The 18,947-nt window shown below is 35.4% G+C and carries 16 protein-coding genes; 2 read left to right on the forward strand and 14 right to left on the reverse strand.

Annotated features, from left to right (window positions below):
• Nucleotides 1-36 precede the first annotated feature (36 nt).
• Together QSE00_RS21935 and QSE00_RS21940 are read right to left on the reverse strand one after the other, a co-directional pair.
• Nucleotides 37-432, reverse strand: coding sequence for a heavy-metal-associated domain-containing protein (locus QSE00_RS21935; protein WP_258364813.1), 396 nt, complete (start codon nt 430-432; stop codon nt 37-39).
• 39 nt (nt 433-471) lie between these two features.
• Nucleotides 472-2,709 (reverse strand): TonB-dependent receptor, encoded by a 2,238-nt coding sequence (locus QSE00_RS21940; RefSeq protein ID WP_110356079.1) that lies wholly within the window; start codon nt 2,707-2,709, stop codon nt 472-474.
• Nucleotides 2,710-3,045: 336 nt separating this feature from the next.
• On the opposite strand from QSE00_RS21940, the gene QSE00_RS21945 reads away from it, so the two are divergent.
• Together QSE00_RS21945 and QSE00_RS21950 are read left to right on the forward strand one after the other, a co-directional pair.
• Nucleotides 3,046-3,402, forward strand: coding sequence for a hypothetical protein (locus tag QSE00_RS21945; protein WP_110355997.1), 357 nt, complete (start codon nt 3,046-3,048; stop codon nt 3,400-3,402).
• Nucleotides 3,403-3,488: 86 nt separating this feature from the next.
• Nucleotides 3,489-4,868: a phenylacetate--CoA ligase family protein gene (locus QSE00_RS21950; protein WP_286107520.1), complete on the forward strand. Its 1,380-nt coding sequence runs from the start codon at nt 3,489-3,491 to the stop codon at nt 4,866-4,868.
• Nucleotides 4,869-5,544: 676 nt separating this feature from the next.
• On the opposite strand, the gene QSE00_RS21955 is transcribed toward QSE00_RS21950, so the two are convergent.
• From QSE00_RS21955 to QSE00_RS22010, 12 genes are all read right to left on the reverse strand, one after another.
• On the reverse strand, nt 5,545-6,237 hold the full coding sequence (locus QSE00_RS21955) for an acetyltransferase (RefSeq protein WP_286107521.1): 693 nt from the start codon (nt 6,235-6,237) through the stop codon (nt 5,545-5,547).
• Nucleotides 6,238-6,270: 33 nt separating this feature from the next.
• A complete protein-coding gene (locus QSE00_RS21960) occupies nt 6,271-6,882 on the reverse strand; it encodes a sugar transferase (RefSeq protein ID WP_286107522.1) in 612 nt (203 codons plus the stop codon).
• A 286-nt stretch (nt 6,883-7,168) separates the two neighbouring features.
• On the reverse strand, nt 7,169-8,371 hold the full coding sequence (locus QSE00_RS21965) for a glycosyltransferase family 4 protein (protein ID WP_286107523.1): 1,203 nt from the start codon (nt 8,369-8,371) through the stop codon (nt 7,169-7,171).
• Nucleotides 8,372-8,373: 2 nt separating this feature from the next.
• On the reverse strand, nt 8,374-9,510 hold the full coding sequence (gene wecB / locus QSE00_RS21970; protein ID WP_110355992.1) for a non-hydrolyzing UDP-N-acetylglucosamine 2-epimerase: 1,137 nt from the start codon (nt 9,508-9,510) through the stop codon (nt 8,374-8,376).
• A gap of 21 nt (nt 9,511-9,531) precedes the next feature.
• Nucleotides 9,532-10,668, reverse strand: coding sequence for a polysaccharide biosynthesis C-terminal domain-containing protein (locus QSE00_RS21975; RefSeq protein WP_286107524.1), 1,137 nt, complete (start codon nt 10,666-10,668; stop codon nt 9,532-9,534).
• Between the two features lie 169 nt (nt 10,669-10,837).
• Nucleotides 10,838-11,938, reverse strand: coding sequence for an acyltransferase family protein (locus QSE00_RS21980; protein ID WP_181422850.1), 1,101 nt, complete (start codon nt 11,936-11,938; stop codon nt 10,838-10,840).
• A gap of 126 nt (nt 11,939-12,064) precedes the next feature.
• Entirely contained in the window at nt 12,065-12,493 is a 429-nt protein-coding gene (locus tag QSE00_RS21985) for a WxcM-like domain-containing protein (RefSeq protein WP_286107525.1), read from the reverse strand.
• Nucleotides 12,493-13,497, reverse strand: a complete 1,005-nt coding sequence (locus tag QSE00_RS21990) for a polysaccharide biosynthesis protein (protein WP_110355988.1) — start codon at nt 13,495-13,497, stop codon at nt 12,493-12,495. Before QSE00_RS21990 ends, QSE00_RS21985 begins: the two co-directional genes overlap by 1 nt.
• 13 nt (nt 13,498-13,510) lie before the next feature.
• Entirely contained in the window at nt 13,511-14,644 is a 1,134-nt protein-coding gene (locus QSE00_RS21995; RefSeq protein WP_110355987.1) for a glycosyltransferase, read from the reverse strand.
• Between the two features lie 33 nt (nt 14,645-14,677).
• Nucleotides 14,678-15,331, reverse strand: a complete 654-nt coding sequence (locus QSE00_RS22000) for a CatB-related O-acetyltransferase (protein ID WP_110355986.1) — start codon at nt 15,329-15,331, stop codon at nt 14,678-14,680.
• Nucleotides 15,332-15,606: 275 nt separating this feature from the next.
• Nucleotides 15,607-16,788 (reverse strand): O-antigen ligase family protein, encoded by a 1,182-nt coding sequence (locus tag QSE00_RS22005; protein ID WP_286107526.1) that lies wholly within the window; start codon nt 16,786-16,788, stop codon nt 15,607-15,609.
• Complete coding sequence (locus tag QSE00_RS22010) at nt 16,785-18,089, reverse strand: oligosaccharide flippase family protein (RefSeq protein ID WP_286107527.1); 1,305 nt, start codon at nt 18,087-18,089, stop codon at nt 16,785-16,787. Before QSE00_RS22010 ends, QSE00_RS22005 begins: the two co-directional genes overlap by 4 nt.
• Nucleotides 18,090-18,947: the final 858 nt, after the last annotated feature.

Consider the following 18,947-nt stretch of genomic DNA (forward strand, 5'->3'; position numbering starts at 1 on the left):
CAACCTATGGGTTGCTTTTTTTTATGTTTTAATTTTTTAATGCTTGGTGCCATGGTCCATGTGCACACTATTGGGATCCCTGAATTTGCAGCAAGGAGGTAGGCTGTTATAGGTAGTACTATCTGCCTTGGTGGAATCTGTGTCATGGCCTACCAAGGCAATGGCTTTTTTGACATCAAGGGTGGTACATTTATTTTCATCCATTATTAAAGTAAGTTGTTTTGAGGGAATATCCCAATTTACATATTTTACTCCTTTGACCTTAATTGAAGCCTTTTCAATTCTTGATTTGCACATTCCACAATTGCCCTTAACTTCAAAAGTGGTTTTCTTGTTTTTATCTTTGCCTTTCTCTTGGGCATTTAACTGAAGTCCCATTAATAGAATAGCTGTTAGAAGTATTGTTTTAGATAATTTAAGCTTTGTGAACATGGTCTGATATATTAAATTTTCAAGGGTTATTTTTTTCTTTTATAATTTGTATCTGAATCCCAGATAATAGATTTCGCCCAAAACTGGTGCAAATAATATTGTACTATCAAAATAGGGGCCAAAAGGGTCATCAGAACCAATAATAGGTTTTTTCTGGGTAGTATTGGTTATATTTTCCCCCCCAAGATAAATTTCGAACCTCTCATTAAGTACTCGGGTAAGTTGGGCGTTTATTATGCTATACGGTCTTGCAGTTTCTGAAAGCTGGTACATGGAAGGGTTTGTATTGGTATTGGGCAATCTTTGTTCCCCTTGCCAATGGTAGGTGAAATCCATTCTCCAATGTCGTTTTCTATATTTTTCCAATGTTTCATAACTTAGATTCCCAAAAAAGCGATGTTCAGGTTGTAATGGTTTTTGCAGTGTTCCTGACAGGTAATCCAATCTAACATCATAATTCTTATAGGTTAGCCTTAGATCCATGTTCTGGATAATTTCATAATTTAAATCTACTTGTAGGCTGTTGGATATACTCTTACCATCCAAATTGTAAAAAGCAATTTCCTGTGGACTTTCCCAATCTATAATTACCTGATCGGTAAATACTGTCCGGTAATAGTCAAATGAAATATCCAAGGATCTATTCCAAAGATATAGTTTTTGAATAAAACCTATTCCGGAATTCCATGCAATTTCTGGATTCAAGGTATATAGCTTCCCGTTACCGTTTATTATGTTTAAGGCCCTCGAAGATGCGAAAAGTTGTTGGTTTTCAGCAAAGATATTTGCCGCTCTTTTTCCCCGGCCAAGGGACAAACGTAGGCTAGCTTTGTTCCATAAGGAATATCGGAGGTGTAAACGAGGGGTTATAAACGAACCTAATCTGTTATGGTTGTCTATTCTAAGTCCGGCAACAAAACTTAATTTTTCCAGATTGTCATAAGTATATTCAAAAAAGGCACCTACGGAATTATCTACCCGGTCCATATCCATATTATTGATTCTTTCATTAAAATGGTCATAATTAAAACTGAGGCCAGTTTTAAACTTATGTTGGGTACTGCCTATAATACTATTAAAAATAGCATTGGAATAGTAGGAGGTGTGTTCTATGTTGTATGTATTGTAGCCGTAATAGGAATCTTGGTCATGGGTACTAAAAGCGGTTTGATAGCCAAAACTTTGAAAGGGTAGTTCGGGAAAAACATAGCCTAATTTTGCAGAAATGTCCAGCCTGGTAGTCTTGACCTCACTGCCCCAGGCATTGTTTGTAAATTTATCGGTTTTAGGGTCAAAATCCTTTTCTCCAGTTTGTTTTTCATCCAATAGGAATTGCGTATTTAAGAAGCTGACCCAACCTTTTTCTGAATCCAGGAACTGCCAACGGTTCATAAAATTGATCTGTTTTGCCAAAGGAGTATCTAAAAAGTTGTCTTCGTTCCTATCAATAATACCATCCCTTAGATTGGCATGTAAATAGATTCCGGTGGCCAGTTTATCAGAAAACACCTTGTTATATCTCGTGTTTAGTTCATAGCGCTCATAGTTGTTTCCGTACATATTCAGAAAGACTTTCTGATCCATCAAAGGTTTTACCAATTCGCTGTTTATCTGTCCTGAAATACTTTCAAAGCCATTGAGTACACTTCCGGCACCTTTGGTAATTTGGATACTTTCTATCCATGAGCCGGGAATAAACGATAGTCCGTAGATTTGTGACGCTCCTCTAATGGAGGGCATGTTTTCTTGGGTAAACAAGAGATATGGACTGTTTAGACCAAGCATTTGAATTTGTTTGGCACCTGTAACCGCATCAGAAATATTTACATCAACGGCAGGATTGGTTTCGAAACTTTCAGATAGGTTACAGCAAGCGGCTTTTAGCATTTCCCGGCTATCCACAGTTACCACGTTTTGTACATTGAACAAGGATTTTTGTATGGGATTAAGTTTTTTGCGAACTACTACTTCCTCAAGTTCAATATCGGGTTGCAGACGGATTTTTCCAAGGTTGGGTCTGTTGACCGTTATGGTGTCTGATTTATAGCCCACATAACTTATCACCAATTTTTTATAATCCTTGTTAAAAGGAATACTAAATTCGCCCAACTCATTGGAAGTTGTCCCAACACTACTATTTAACCATATTATATTAACGTCCGGAAGCACTTTTTCCTTTCCAGTCCCGTCATATTCCAGAATGGTTCCTTTTATTTCTATTTGTCCGTAAATTATAGAACTGAGAAATAATAGAATCAAGACAAATTTACTTTTCATGTTGGGATATTTTATTGAGGAACCTGCTAGTTCGGCGTACAATAGGTTTTCTGTTTTAATTGTGGTTGACACTATGGTTTGCAGTAGCTAATGTATGAATTACCTTTATTAAAACACTAACGCTTTACTTCTGAATTAAGTATTGACCACCAGGAGTAAATCTCTCATTTTTAATATTCTTGGATAATATATACCTTGGTTGTATTTCAAAGATTATTTTGGCTATTGGTAGATAAAGGAATAAGGCTGATATTAAAAAATGTAAATTTACATTATTGTCAAGAGGTTAATACCTGTTTGGTAAGTGTTGTGGTTCACTGATATAACAAAGTATTCATGAAAATTTTATATGTAATTGGGGCGTTTGTTTTTTTAGTGTTTTGCGCTGGAAAAAATGATATGCCAAAGTTGCAGGGGACACAGATTAGAGTGGTAAATAAGACGAATGAAAGTTTCACCAATGTTGTGTTGTTTTCAATGAAGTTTGAAGATTTAAGACCCAATGATACTACGGCTTATAAGGCTTTGAATTATGATCAACTTACAGATGATCCATTGATTTACTGTTCCATTGGTGATAAGAATTATGCACGATATTTAAAGATACCGGATAGCAAGGTTGAAAATTTTACTTATACCCTAGATAGTATCCATGACGGGATTCTCTATGTAGGTTCCATAAAAGAGAATTAAAAAATTATAATGAATCAATAGATAGAGATGATTACAGATATAAATTTCCCCCAAAATTTTTTAACAATGACTAAATAAAATTTTAGATGAAAGTATTGGAATTTGCAAGAAAAGTTCTGTTCTGGACCGTGGATTTTTTAAAAGGGGGTAGGGTAAGGAGACATTTCAAGGATATTGAATATATTCAGTCGGACCCCAATTCGCCAAAGGCCTTAAAACGCCGAAGTGAACATTTGGGGAGACTAATGGAACATGCGGTTGAAACGGTACCCTTCTATAAGTCCTTAATGGGGGGACATTGTACAAAATTGGAGCACTTTCCTGTTGTGGACAAGGCATTTATAAGAGAAAATTACGAAAAATTTACCAGTACCTTATATCTGGATAAGCATAATCATGAGGTGTCTACAAGTGGTTCAACAGGTAATCCGTTTAAACTTTTACAAAATAAAGGCAAACGGGAGCGAAATATTGCCGATACACTGTTCTTTTCCAAACGATCAGGATTCGAATTGGGAGCTAGGTTATATTATTTGAGGTTATGGGATAAGCAATACAAAAAAAGTGGCTGGTTGTCCAAGATTCAGAATATTGATATGCAATCTGTGGACGACATTAATGATAACAGTTTGCACAAATGGTTTACCCGTTTTGAAAGAGATAGGTCCTCCAAAAATATTCTAGCTTATAACTCGGCACTTAGGTCCATTATTCAATATCTTGATAAGATTAATAGCGAACCACTTAAATCTAAGACGAATTCCGTGATAGCCATGGCGGAAGGTATGGATGATTACGTTAGACAAGGCATTAAAAAGTATTTTAAAATAGAGCCCTTATCTAGGTATTCCAATTCTGAAAATGGGATTATTGGTCAGCAATTTTATGGGAGTCGCGATTTTGAAATTAATGAGGCCAGTTATTATGTGGAGATCTTGGATTTAAATCGGGATATTCCCGTTAAATCCGGTGAGTCCGGTAGGATTGTTATTACCGATCTGTTCAATTATTGTATGCCCATTATTCGATATGATACCGGTGATGTTGGGAGGGTACAAAAAGATAAGAGTGGACGCTTGGTATTTACGGTCATTGAAGGCAGAAAAATGGATATGTTCACCAACACCAAAGGCGAATTTGTATCATCACATATAATTCACCACATTCTGCAATTTAAAGGTATCGATCAATTTCAGTTTGTGGAAGAGGACGACTTTAGCTATACCATTAAACTAAAAGTGAACGATCAATTTGATTATAGCAATGAATCAAAGGTCGTAGAAAAGTATAAAACGTATTTCGGAGAGAATGCCAATATTGTGGTAGAATACGTTAAGGATATCCCCTTGTTACTTTCTGGAAAAAGAAAATTGGTCATTAACAATGCCATAAAGAAAAATAACTATACAAAGGACATAGCACAGCAATCACCCATAGGTAGCTATGACTTGGAGTCCACCAAGTAAAAAATGGGATATATTTCTTGTTGGGTACATTTGTGCTAAGGCGCTATCTTTTTATGATAAAGTAGAAAACTCGGAAAATAATAAAATTCCGTATTTTCTACTTTATCATTTTATATTAGGCCAAAGTTAAGTGGGAAAACCCTGCCACCTATAACGGTATATAGTATTGTGCATTATCCATGTTTTATGCTTTGGTAATTCAATAGAAAAGGACTCATATGCGGTGCGTAAATATGTACGGCCATCATGGGTCAGTAAACAAATATGGATGATGTAGGTCTTTATTGTGGGGTGTACACAAATGTTATCTGCAGCTATTGATAAAGATGTCTGCAACGGACTGCTAGGGACATACAAAGAGTAGATGGACTCCTGCCATGACCAAGGACAAGCTGGATGATTCCCTACGGCGAATTAAGGTAGAAAGGTTTAACAATTTAAAAGTACGACATAGCCTAAGCGCCATAAGACTTTACATCATTAAATAATCACTATTGAGGTCAAATTTTCTTGGCGGGTGACTACGGAGTGTGGAGTACTTGAACGAAACGGATAAGATGTATTGGGAGTAATTCCGGGGAAAGGCTATGGGTAATTCCAATTTTGTTAGGCTTATAGACCAAAGGACTATCATACCCTTTTAAAGAAAACCTTAGTACTTGCAGTAATGCCGGGATTAAGTTCTACCGGTCTTGTTTTTTTCTCCAAAGAGGTATTTGTCATCTGCTCTTCGGGATTTTATTATTTTGGCGGGAATACCATAGGCAACAACTTCACTAGGTATATTTTTGGTTACAAGAGAGCCAGCACCAATAATCGTATCCCTTCCAATTACAATGTTTTCAATTATGGTAGCTCCAATTGATATTGCACTACACTCATTCAATTTTAGATTTCCACCTGTCCTTACCCCCGATGAGATACTGGAATAATCATTCATAACACCATCATGGCCCAACGAAGAGTTGGTGTTTAGGATACAGAAATCCCCAATTTTACTATCACTATTTACAACTACACCGGGCATAATGGCAATTCCATGGCCCAATGTCACTTCCTTGCCAATAATTGAACTGGGATGAATGGCATTGATAAATTTTAAATTGGGATTTAAGGTGGAAATTTTTCTGGACATAATTTTTCTGGTACAATTATCTCCAATAGCTATAAAGCATCCACTAATGTTGTTTTTTTCTACGATTTCATTCAGATCATTTTCCGAACCCAGTATGGTATATTCAAACAATTTATCCCCTTTCTTTTTAAAAGTATCCAAAAAGCCATAGATATTGTATTGCTTTTGCTTTTCAATAATATCTACAATAACCTTTGCATGTCCAGAGGCGCCAATAATTAATATGTTCTCCATCTAAATAAAGTTTATATGTCGGTTTAAATAAGTTTAATTCTGGGGTGAACCTGTAAACGGGGGCATGTTTAGGTTTTCTGAACTGTTAACGCCGTCTTTAAGGATCACTTTTTTGGCTGTTAAAACTAAAATTTTTAGATCCAGGGCAAATGAGAGATGTTGTACATACCAAACATCCAATTCAAACTTTTTTTCCCAATCAATGGCATTTCTACCATTAACTTGTGCCCAACCGGTAATACCAGGTTTTACATCATGTCTTATTTTCTGGGTTTCATTATATAATGGAAGGTATTGTACCAATAGTGGTCTAGGGCCTACGATGCTCATATCCCCTTTCAGGACATTGATCAATTGTGGTATCTCATCCAAGGAATATTTTCTAATAAATAGACCAGTTTTGGTAACACGTTTATCAAAAGGTAAAAACTCCCCATGTTCGTCCTTCTTGTCGTTCATGGTCTTGAATTTTATAATCTTGAATATGTTTCCATTTTTTCCTGGTCTTTCCTGATAGAAAAATGACTTTCCATTATTGGTAAAAAATAGGATAATCATGACCACTATAAAAATAGGAGATAGTATAAGTAGACCCATCAATGATATGAGAATGTCACATAAACGTTTAAAAAAGGTGGAGTACATGGTTAATCTAAGTAGTGATTAATAAAATAAGTTGGCATTATGTTCAATAATATATATTATAGATATTTAAATATGTTAATCGGAAATAAATTGGGTCTGTTTTCAAAGATAACTTATAGCGTGTTAATATAAGACAATCTAAATATTAAAAAATTAACCGGGTTTATTACTTTCATAAATAGCAATGCCTATAAAAATAAAATTTTGGATTCAATATTAAAAGTTTAAACGTTAAAAGGAAAATAAGTACGTTGTAACTTGGGCCAAATCCAAATTGGGAAAAGATTTACTTTTCGTTGACATGTGAAATTATTGTTGAATATGCATGTTCTGGAAGCAAGTATTTATTTTTGTAATTATAACCATTAAGGCCCATTTGAAGGCGTAAGTCCTTATCGCGGTATAAGGTCATTAATTTTTCCTTTAATAAATCTGTTTTACCGGCTTCTGCCCAAAACCCCGAATTGGTTTCCTCCAACATGTCGCCAAAATCGGTAGAAAGATCGATTGAGGCAAGTATTGGTTTTTTGAGGTTGAAATAGGAGAGGACCTTGGAAGGGAAATTGGGTATAGTAAAATCTTCACTAAGGGATATAAGCCCCACATCTGCAATTCTCAATAATTCGTTATATTCAGAACGTGGAATTTTATCTTTTAGGATGACATTGTTCAGATTGTATTGGCTGGCAAGGTTTTCTATTTTTTTCTTTTCGGTACCCTCTCCAATGATAATAAATACGATATCATCAATAGATAAGCAGCTTTTGGCCAGTTCAATGATATTCTCCATTTTTTGTGGCTTGCCTATATTACCGCCAAAAATGAGGACAAATTTGTTCTTTAAACCATATTGTTCTTTAATATTTTCATTATCGGCAGATGCTGTAGGGCTTTGTGCATTTTCCCAGTTAGGCAACAAATGCAGTTTACTTTGATCCAATTGCGGGTTATGTTTTTTAACGTAGGACACGTTTGCATTGGACATACATCCAATAGCATCCGAGACTTGGTACATCTCTATTTCCTTTTTCCGAAAGTAAGTATACGTAAGGCTATTTGGAGCCATCATTTTAAGATCTACCGCATTTTGAGGGAAAATATCCCTAAGAATAAGGTACATTTTGGTTTTCGATTTTTTCTTTAACCATTTCGCAACATTGGTTAGGGTAATAGGGGGGGTAGGCATAAGAATAAGATCAAAATCCAGTTCGATTTTGTTTTTTCTTAGTGCATTTTTATATTGATAGGGCAACAGTACATTGGCAATTCCCTTTTTGAATTTCCCTGTGTTAAACAATTCTAAGGTAGAAACCCTTAAAACCTTAATACCTCCTTCTATCTTTACCCCAACTTCTTTATTTTTCAAGGCGGGTGCCACTACCAGGACATCATGCCCCTGCTGGCTAAACTCACCTATAAGGTCAGTCCAGATAGTGGTGCTATTTTCTACATTTGGAAACCCTAGGGCAAGAAATATAATTTTTTTCATTTTTAAATTTTAGACCAAACAGTTCTGTTTATGTAATCTACGTATGAAATAATGATACGGACTACCTTTTCGCTCACATTGGGCATAGAATAATCGGCAACTGGCCTAAAATTCCTGTTCGGATTACGCGACTGCACTTCCAAAGCCTCCAGAGCCTGCATAATGCGTTCCGGGTTCAGACCTACCATCATCACAGAAGCTTCTTCCATGGCTTCGGGCCTTTCGTGTGCTTCCCGAATGTTCAGGGCCCTGAAATTTAAGATGGAGGACTCCTCCGATATGGTGCCGCTATCGGACAAAACGGCAAAAGAGTGGTACTGCAACGCATTGTAATCTGAAAAGCCCAGAGGTTTAAGAAATTGAATATTGGGGTGTGTTTTTATTTTTTTCTCATTTAACATGTTTCTGGTTCTGGGATGGGTAGAAACAATTATGGGATAATCGTATTTTTCCGCAATTTGGTTTAAGGAAGTTATAAGCCCTTCAAAGTTTTTGGGATTGCTAATATTTTCTTCCCTATGGGAGGATACTACAAAAAATTTCTGTTTTTCAAGATTTAGTTTTTCCAGTACATCGGAAGCTTCAATCTTGGCCTTGAAATTTCCCAATACCTCGAACATTGGACTACCGGTCTTGATCACCCGATCTGGCGATAAACCTTCCCTCAATAAATATTCCCTGGCAATATCACTATAGGTCAAATTTATATCTGAAATATGGTCAACAATTTTTCGGTTGGTCTCCTCGGGCACCCGTTGATCGAAACAACGATTCCCTGCCTCCATATGAAAAACAGGAATTTTCCGTTTTTTGGCAGGAATGGCACATAAACAGGAATTGGTATCTCCCAACACCAAAAAGGCATCCGGCGCCAGTTTTTCCAATATAGGGTCTATGGCAATTAAGATATTCCCCACGGTTTCGGTGGCATTTTTACCGGCTGCATTAAGAAAATGATCGGGTTTTCGTATTCCCAAGTCCTCAAAAAATATTTCATTGAGTTCATAATCGTAATTTTGACCAGTATGTACCAAGGTATGATCAATAGCTTTATTGGCATCGAGGGCATTTAAAACACAGGCCAGTCTTATTATTTCGGGGCGTGTACCCACAACGGTTAATACTTTAAGCTTTTTCAATGGTTATTTTTTTTATGTTTATTATACGTTTACAAAGTAAGTATCGGCATCCTCAGGATTGTAGGGCTCATTGATCCAGAATAGGGTAATTAGTTCTGTGTCTCCAATATTTTTTATATTATGGGTATACCATATGGGCATGTCTACATAAGCAGGTTCATCCCCGTCCAAATAATAATCAAGGACTTCATCTGTTCCAATCTTCCTAAGCTGTATAAGTGCTTTGCCACTTATCACCGCAAATCTCTCGGCTTTTCGGGTATGAAAATGATTGCCCCTAGTTATGCCGGGAACAGTGGTGGAATAGGAAAACTGTCCGCTGGTATTAGTTCTTGCTATCTCTACAAAGCTACCTCTATTGTCCGTGTTCTTTTTAAATTTAACGGGATAATGGCTTGTTGGAATATAACACCTAAAAGTGTTGAAAAGTGCTTTCTCAAAGTTCTGTTCCAAACTGGGGAAAATTCCATTTTCCAAATAGTCGGTTTTATATTGTTGCAATAACCTTAAGATTTCGGAAACTTTTATGTTTTTTGTTGGTGCAATCTTTAATTCCTTAACATTTTCATCTGCAAGCCCATTTTTATTGAAGTCTTTAATAGACTGTATAAAGATTTCTACCAATTCGTTGATATAGATGAGGCCAACCTCACTATCGTTTATTATGGTGGGATTTTCGTTATGTGTTATTTTATGGCAAAATGTGGCTACCACCGAGTTGTAATTTGGCTTTCCAAATGGTCCGAAAACATTGGGAATGGTCAAGGAGGTAAATTTACTGCCCACTTTCTGGGCCCACATAATAAATTTCTCTTTCCCCTCTTTTTTGGATCGGCCGTAAAGGTTATCCTTTTCTTCCTGTGAAGAGGATGAAAATATAATATGGGGTTTTACATCTTCTGTTGTACAAGCATCTATTAGTTGGGAAACCAAATCGATATTGGTTTCATAGATAACATTGGGATCCACGTGTCTGTTCATCGCTGCCAAATGAACTATGACATCGCATTCAGCAACAAAATTGCACAATAATTTTTTGTTTCCGAAGAAAGTACGTTCAAAGGGAACCAATGTTATGGTCTCGTCCAGAGACAGGGTATTATATAAATGGTTACCTACGAATCCGGCCTGACCGGTGATTCCTATTTTTTTATTCATGTGTTAAATTGGTCATGTTGAACATTATCATTTAAATTTAAAATTTGACACAGTTTAGGTTAATTTTAAAAAAAATGTGCTTGTTTATCGTTAGGAACAATCATTCGAATAAGATAATAAATCTTATTTATCATTAAGATTATTAAAACATTATTAAAATACGTTGTATTTACATAAGCAACTTGCGTTCTATTTTTTCATTTTTTCGTTTATCGGAATACTCAAAGTATTTCTTTAACCTTAAAAAAGCTGATTCAAAAAAATGATAGCTGAGGGCAGCAAGAATGTATGTTGCCGTAAAGCGGATTAATAGATTGATAATTTGACTATTAGTGTTCAGGTAATTGTCGCATAGAGCGTAGGCCAATGGATGGTATACATAAAGACCGTAGCTTATTTTTCCGGTATAAACCAAAAATCGAGATCTTAAAAACTTATTAATTAAATGGTCGCTTTTTAAACATAGTACAAACCCAATCAATGAAAAATAGGTAAATGAAATAAGTAAATATTTAAAAATTTGTATGTAGGTGTTTTTATCACCTGATATAAACAGCCATATCGTAATTGTGGGAATAAATATTCCACAAAGTAGTATGACAAACTTTTTTATGTTTTCACTTGTAAAGTAATTTTTTAATTCCAAAATTGCCAAAATTGCCCCAATAGCCAATGAGTCGAACCTGGTAAATGTAAATTTAAAGACGTCCAGGTCCTTATTGACCATATATATTCTGAGAAGTAGGGCAAACACAATTATACCTATGATTATCTTAATTAGATTTTTTCTTGAAAATAAATATATGACTAAGGGCCAAAACAAGTAAAAGTGCTCTTCAACGGCTAAAGACCAAAAGTGGCTTGGACCAACCGCATCCCAACTAAATGTACTGGCAAAATTCTGTAGATATAGGTAATAATAAATTTGTTGACTAAAATCTGGAATTTTGGCATCTAAAATATATGGTACAATGAAGTATGATAATATCAAAAACAAATAATATAGAGGAAATATTCTCAGAGTCCGTCTTAAATAGAAATTTTTGAAATAACCCTCAGTCTCTTTTGTGTTAATAAGGATTCGTGTTATTAAAAATCCTGATAAAACAAAAAATAGGGTCACCCCAGTTTGTCCAAAAACGGATACTTTTTTAATAGTTTGCCAGAAATAAGAATTTGGGTCAAAAGCCTGGAAAAAATGAAAAATCATTACCATTAAAGCTGCTATGGCCCTAATTCCGTCCAGGTTATTGTAATACTTTAGTTTCATTGTCATTATTTAATTGCAATAGTAGAAATTTATTGGATTTCATAAATTAAAGTTTTAATGATACCATAATCGCATATGCCATAATTAAACAAAAAGGTGCCAAAAGAAATAATTTAATTTTTAAAATCACCACTGGGCGTTCCATGTTTCCAAGGGAAATCTAATGTCATCTTTCATGGATTCGTCCAAGGTAAAATCAGAAAACACCATCAACTTGGAACCATCTTCAATGGATTTAAAGGCAGTGGCACTTCCTTCTGGAACTTCCAAGATTACAGGGGAATTTTCGTTTAAAACGAATCTTTGCGGTATTCTATTGTTGGGTGTAGTTTCTTTTGGCATTATGTTTACAGTGTTGATCACAAAACTACCGCTATGGCAATAGAACCATTTTTTTTCATTATGGTGCCCCTGCCAACCCCTAATAATACTAGTATTGTCTGGGGAAATCTCATAAAAGCGAACAATCTGGGACATATCAAAAGTGTTGAAAAATTTTATTTTCCCACGGGTGTCAGAAAAAGTAGTCCCTTCAATTTCCAAGGTTTTATCCATTATAAATTTTCTTTTATAAAGTCTAAATTCAATAGGGTGTTTTTAAGTGCTTGATGGGTTAATTGCTCGGTGTTATGGGAGTGATAATCTTCAATAACATTAATGTCGGTTTCTCCTTCCGAAAAGTACCGGCTGTAGTTAAGATCCCTATTATCTGCAGGAATTCTATAAAACTCTCCCATGTCCTCGGCCTTTTGCATTTCCTCCCGGGTACAGAGAGTCTCGTATAGTTTTTCACCATGGCGGGTACCAATCACTTTTACTTCACTGTCGGAATTAAAGATTTCTTTAATAGCTTGAGCAAGATCACCAATGGAACTGGCCGGTGCCTTGTTTACAAAGAGATCTCCTTGGTTGCCGTTTAAAAAGGCAAATATCACTAAATCCACTGCATCTTCCAACGACATTAAAAAACGGGTCATATTGGGATCCGTAACCGTTAAGGGAGCTTTTTCCTTTATTTGCTTCACAAATAAAGGAATCACTGACCCCCTTGAAGCCATCACATTGCCATATCTGGTAAGGCAAACAATGGTATTGTCATTATTTATATTTCTAGAGGCGGCAACGGCCACCTTTTCCATTAAGGCCTTGCTGATTCCCATGGCATTAATAGGGTAGGCCGCTTTGTCCGTACTAAGGCAAATAATGCGTTTTACATTGTTGGCCACTGCAGCATCTATGGTGTTCTGGGTGCCAAAGACATTGGTTTTGGTTGCTTCCAAAGGGAAAAATTCGCAGGAAGGTACTTGTTTAAGTGCAGCGGCATGAAATACATAATCAACCCCTTGCATGGCTTTGGCTATACTGTTGTAGTCCCTTACATCTCCAATATAGAACTTAATTTTTTCGTTTTTGAGTTGGTTCCGCATATCGTCCTGTTTCTTTTCATCGCGACTAAATATGCGTATTTCTTTTATATTGGTTTCTAGAAAGCGGTTTAATACGGCGTTTCCAAAAGAGCCTGTCCCTCCTGTAATTAAAAGTGTTTTGTTTTTGAACATGGAATAATTGTTTTTAAATATTGTTTAGTGCCACTTTTTCTATCAATGTAGATTGATAGTATGGGTTGTATTTCTCATCTATAACGGAATAACATCTTTGTTTTATGATGTTTCTATCCACTGCTTTATTTTTATCAAACCAATTTTTAATGGCCTGAGATAAATCCTCGATAGAATCCCTCTCAAAGAAATCCCCATTAAATCCAGGGTCGATGGCTTCTGCCTCTGGCATTTGATAAGAGAAGTCGTTGTGGGTTATGACCGGGGTGCCATAGCTTAGGCAATGCATTAGGGTGAGACCTACATTTCCGGGTGAGATGCAAAGATCGGCCTGCGATATCAAACTATAAAGTTCATTCTCGTCATAACATTCTCCATAAAACCAGGTATGGAGGTTATTGTCAGTGGAAATCTCTTGTAGCCTCTCTCGTTCCGGGCCATCACCTATTAGGATGATGTTGTATAATTCCCCTTCATTTTCCAACTTTTTTGCAGCCAATAAAAGTTGCTCCAATTTTTTTATCCTGGTCAACCTGCCTATAAAAAGTAAAACTGGGTTTTTGTTGTTAAAATGATCTATATATGTATTTTCGTTACTTTGGGATTCCCTCATTTTTTTATGGAAATCATAATTGAGGGAATTATAAATCACATGGTTGTGATCTTTGTTAAAATTCCAGGAAAGAACTTTTTGCAAAGATAGATCCCCATAGAAGAAATTCCCAGTGGGAATGGATAGGAATATCCTTTTAACAAAAAGTGATAGCCTGTTTTCTTTTCCATACACACCATGGGTCCAGAAATAGACCCGCTTCCCCATTATTCGGGCAAGAATACTCGAAATCCAGGTGGATAAACATCTAATGTTCCCACTAAAGAGCAAAATATCATAATCACTAAAAGGAAGTTTTAGCACCCCTTTTTGCCATAAGAACCTAAAGTGGTATGTGTTTTGAATACGCTTCCATTGAAATTTTTCATTAAGAATATCCAGAGGAATATATTTTATATTATCAATGTTGTTTTCGGTTTCTAAAAAGAATGTAACATCCAGCGACTTTAATTCAGCCAGTTTTTCCCAAACATATAATCTGTAAAGGGGGCTTATGGCTGGAATCAAGGCAACTTTCGGTTTGTTTTTTTGCATTGAATTGTTAATTGGTGATCACTGTTAAGTGAATTAATTATCCGGAAAATATTTGTTTAAAGTAGTGAGGTCTATATTTGGTTCTCTAAATAGTTCTAAATGTTGCTCTATCATGGTATCATCAAAATCCCACCATTTTATTTTCAGAAGTTTTTCTATTACTTCGGGAGGGAATCTATACTTGATTACTTTTGCCGGCATTCCTACTGCAATTGCGTAGGGTGGAATATCTTTGGTAACAAGCGATTTGGCTCCTATTACTGCGCCATGACCTATATTTACTCCGCCCATGATAAAACTATCAGTTCCAATCCATACATCGCTACCAATATTAATGGGTAAATTCTCTTGAAAGTCTATTTTATGTACCCATTTATTCTGAAGCTTATTATAATTGTAAAATACCTGATTGGTAGATAGATAATTCAAGGGATGTCTGCCGGCACCAATTTGAACGTTACCGGCAACGGAGCAAAAATTTCCAATTTTAGTATACACTATAGAACAACCCTTACTTATTCTAGTGTATTTACCTAATTGGGAATTCAATAATCGAACATGTGAACCCAACCTAGTGTATTTAGTAAAATCAGATTTTTTGTCCCAGTAGGAGAATATAGAAATATCCTTGTAGACTATTTTTCTCAATGAAAATATGGAAATTAAATAGTTCAAATATCTTTTCATACGTTTTTATCTGAAATTCAGTGTCCGTTGTTTTGGGTTATGTTTTTTATTTAAGAAGTTTATGGTCTGTCGTACTAATCTCAGGGGGATATAATATGGTATTTTGAAAATACCCATTATTGTGATTAATTATTTTTAATTTCATTTATTTAATAAACTGAAACTTTCTTTTAATATTGTTTATGCGGGGGTCTAAATTATTTTTTATTGAATTTTGTAGGTAAATCGGCAAGTAGGGCTGGGCCTCCAAGTTCATATTTATGCTATTTTAAAATCTAATTGGAGGTGTTGTTGTTTTGAATGCCAAAAATAATACCTAGGGGAACAAATAGGTTGATAGCGGTATATACCCCCCCTGAAAACGAGTATTGGGAAAAGCCCACAACTAATAACAATAGGGCAAATACACTGGTGTTGTCTATGCTGGCATTCTTTCTTCCAAGAAAAAAACCTTTGATCAGAACGGTCATAAACAAGATTATACCAAGCAATCCAGTAGACATTAGTATTTCTAGGATGAAATTATGGGGATAAATACCGCCGATTTCAATTTTACCCCCAAATATGGGATTTTCCAAAAAATGAGAGAAAGCATTGGCCCAAAGAGATTCCCTACCTCCCCCTTTGTCTTCAACGGTGTTGCCCATCCTTTCAAATAGACTACTGCCACTTGCTTCCATGGCCCATATAATTATGGGGATCGACAAAATGGAAACTGTAATAAATTTGAATTTTTGTTTCACTCCGCTATAGGCAATAAAAACAGGTAAGGTTAACATAATAGCAATCACAGATCCTCTGGATGATCCGAGTAGGAACAATATAAAGGACAATATAATCGTGGAGATTAAATACACTATTTGCAGCTTCCTCCTTTCTTTTAGGATCAACAATCTATAAATGCACAATACGATGGTCAAGACACCTGCATAGGACAGTGCCAATGGGTTAAGAACTTCTTCCCCGGTCTGGTAACTAACCAGATTAAGGCGACCGATCCCCTGGGCCAAAAACTTGCCATATAGGTATAGGCTTACCAGTCCCAGTATGAATCCAGAGGATATAAAGCCGTTTATAATATCTTTTTGGTATTTTTTTATGTCTATGGAATAATAGGCCATAAACGGAATTACTACATACAACAAAGCATAAAGTGGATACTCGATCCATATTCTTGCCAGCTCATGACTTGAAGTAGTGGATTCCGTAAATAGCACCTTTACGGTATAAAAAATCCAAAAGACAATGAACAGGATAGCGTAATGTGAGTTCGTATTTTGCACTAAACGCTTCCTAAATCGATGAATGATAGCCAACATAATTAAGGCCATTACTACTCTGAGCGGAACGGAATAGAACCTTGATAACGAACTAAGATTAAAGGAGAATATAAATGCAAGGCCTGCATAATAACCGCTATAAACAAAAAAAGAAATTATAAAAATCAATCTTTTCATGTCGATGATTTGTTTTTGTTAATAATCAATTCATAAAATCCAGCTATCAAAATCAAGAACAGTATATTGGCCCAAAGAGAACTTTTTGCCAACGATAATGCACCATCGATTCCTCCATTTTGTGTTAGCAAAAAATAGGCGATTCCAAAAATAGAGCCATCCCTAATAATTCTAAAGAACAACATGAGCCAATTTTTATTCTCCGACATATAGGCCTGGGCATAGACGTTACTCATGCTTGAAAAAATAGTGGTGAATACGGAAATATTTAAAACAAATTTTAGTCCGGAGAAATTATCCCCATAAAAGGCTACTATGTAGTCCGATAGGAAATATACGGTTAATGAAAGTAAAAGAGTTACACAAAAATTGAATATTAAAATCAATCTCAATATTCTTAATCTAGCCTTATTGTTGCCCAGGGTGGCAGATAAATGAGACAGTATAACATTTCTTAAAATCCCGGGGATATATAGTATTATGGCACTCCAATAAACGGCAGCAGAACTTAGTCCAACCTCTCCATAAGTTGATAATTGAACCAATAATAAACCTGTTGAATAAGTAATAATTGAGTAAAACGCTTCTTGCAAGGCAACAGGTGTAGAGAATTTAAGTATTTCTCGTAAAGATATTTTCGTTTTTATTTCTTTATCCACGGGTACCACATTTTTCACAATGTTGTACCTGAGAAGAAAATAAGATAGAATTTGTAAAAAGATTGAAGATATGAATGCCCCTGTTAGTCCATAAACATATGTTAAGACCACACCCATCAAAAAGTTCCCAATACCTATAATAGTATTGATCTTGGCCAAAACCTTGAACTTTCCCAAACCGGCAAGTATGCCTTCCTGGGTCCTACATAGGGATCCAACTAAAATATTAATTGAGATTAAACGCAGAAAAAAAGATAACTTGGGTAAATTAAGTAAATGAGTTGCTATATATTCTGCCCCTAGGAATAAAACCAAAGTGGCAAATCCACTAAAAAATAACGTTAATTGCCGGCAAGATTTAATTATTTGTGATAATAATTCCGGTTTTGTAGTTTTATATTCGGCGATATATTTGGTTGAGGTGTAGTTAAGTCCAAAATTAGTGAAGATCAAAATGGAGGCTATTGTGCCATTTACAATTCCGTACTCCCCGTACACTTCTTTGCCTAAAATCCTTGCAATTATAATAACCGTAAGTAGTGACAGTCCCTTTCCCAAGACATTTCCAAAAATAGCCCAGAAAGAATCATTGACCAACTTACTGTTCTTTAGGCGATTTTTAAGATTGTAAATGTATGTCATAGTACCATTATGTCTCAAAGTATGCACGGCTTTGTAAAAGACAATGCATGTAAAGCTTGGGTCATTTTATTGAAGGTGTTTAAAAACATAATTAAATACGCTAAATTACTGGAATTTTTAGAATAGTGTCATTTCCGATTTACGCAGTAAAATTGGCATTTTTGTTTTACATAAAGAAATAAACCTATAGACTTGACCAAAAAAAACGTTGAACTGTAATTTTACTTTTTAATGAATAGGTCGAAGATCTGGACTATTGTTTGGATATCATTCTAATTTAATGGCCTAAAATAGGAAGAAGAGTGTATTTGTGGTATTGGGATGGTAAGGTGTTTTAAACAAAAAATATTCGTTTTTTATTGGGTGAAAAAGTTTTGCAGAGACTTTCATATCAGACCAATAGTTTTATACGCTATTTTGTTTTAAGGTATCTATGTAACGAAAATATGTTGCCCTTTGGGTTTTGAAGTTGTTTTAAGCAATAGTGCTCTGGTAATTCGTAATAATTTAAATCCACTCCATTAATTCTTGAAAATCAACTATGGCAAAAACCTTTTTGTATTCGTTGAAAGTGAGTAAGGCCATATAAAATGTCTTCATAAAGGCTAATCAGAAATTATGGAAGTATTTACACAATACTTAAGACAAAATTAAAAACCAACTAGGGACCCATTTCGAGATCGCTAGTTGGTTTTAATAATATATACTAGATTGGCCGGTAGGTTGTATTATATTTAATTGCAATTAGTACTGGACCATTTGGAGCTATCCAAATCTATATAATTGGAAGAGCCACTGTTGTTTGTTCCTATTAATACCTGACCTGTATATTTGGAGGCACTAATGTTATAGTCATAA

The organism is Arenibacter flavimaris (genome assembly GCF_030291335.1).
Taxonomy (GTDB): domain Bacteria; phylum Bacteroidota; class Bacteroidia; order Flavobacteriales; family Flavobacteriaceae; genus Arenibacter.

Coding starts and splice junctions, on each gene's coding strand:
- QSE00_RS21965 (WP_286107523.1), bottom strand. CDS start 8,371: ATGAAAAAAATTATATTTCTTGCCCTAGGGTTTCCAAATGTAGAAAAT.
- QSE00_RS21955 (WP_286107521.1), bottom strand. CDS start 6,237: ATGGAGAACATATTAATTATTGGCGCCTCTGGACATGCAAAGGTTATT.
- QSE00_RS22010 (WP_286107527.1), bottom strand. CDS start 18,089: ATGACATACATTTACAATCTTAAAAATCGCCTAAAGAACAGTAAGTTG.
- QSE00_RS21985 (WP_286107525.1), bottom strand. CDS start 12,493: ATGGATAAAACCTTGGAAATTGAAGGGACTACTTTTTCTGACACCCGT.
- QSE00_RS21995 (WP_110355987.1), bottom strand. CDS start 14,644: ATGCAAAAAAACAAACCGAAAGTTGCCTTGATTCCAGCCATAAGCCCC.
- QSE00_RS21950 (WP_286107520.1), top strand. CDS start 3,489: ATGAAAGTATTGGAATTTGCAAGAAAAGTTCTGTTCTGGACCGTGGAT.
- QSE00_RS21990 (WP_110355988.1), bottom strand. CDS start 13,497: ATGTTCAAAAACAAAACACTTTTAATTACAGGAGGGACAGGCTCTTTT.
- QSE00_RS22000 (WP_110355986.1), bottom strand. CDS start 15,331: ATGAAAAGATATTTGAACTATTTAATTTCCATATTTTCATTGAGAAAA.
- QSE00_RS21945 (WP_110355997.1), top strand. CDS start 3,046: ATGAAAATTTTATATGTAATTGGGGCGTTTGTTTTTTTAGTGTTTTGC.
- QSE00_RS21980 (WP_181422850.1), bottom strand. CDS start 11,938: ATGAAACTAAAGTATTACAATAACCTGGACGGAATTAGGGCCATAGCA.
- QSE00_RS21975 (WP_286107524.1), bottom strand. CDS start 10,668: ATGAATAAAAAAATAGGAATCACCGGTCAGGCCGGATTCGTAGGTAAC.
- QSE00_RS22005 (WP_286107526.1), bottom strand. CDS start 16,788: ATGAAAAGATTGATTTTTATAATTTCTTTTTTTGTTTATAGCGGTTAT.
- QSE00_RS21935 (WP_258364813.1), bottom strand. CDS start 432: ATGTTCACAAAGCTTAAATTATCTAAAACAATACTTCTAACAGCTATT.
- QSE00_RS21940 (WP_110356079.1), bottom strand. CDS start 2,709: ATGAAAAGTAAATTTGTCTTGATTCTATTATTTCTCAGTTCTATAATT.
- QSE00_RS21960 (WP_286107522.1), bottom strand. CDS start 6,882: ATGTACTCCACCTTTTTTAAACGTTTATGTGACATTCTCATATCATTG.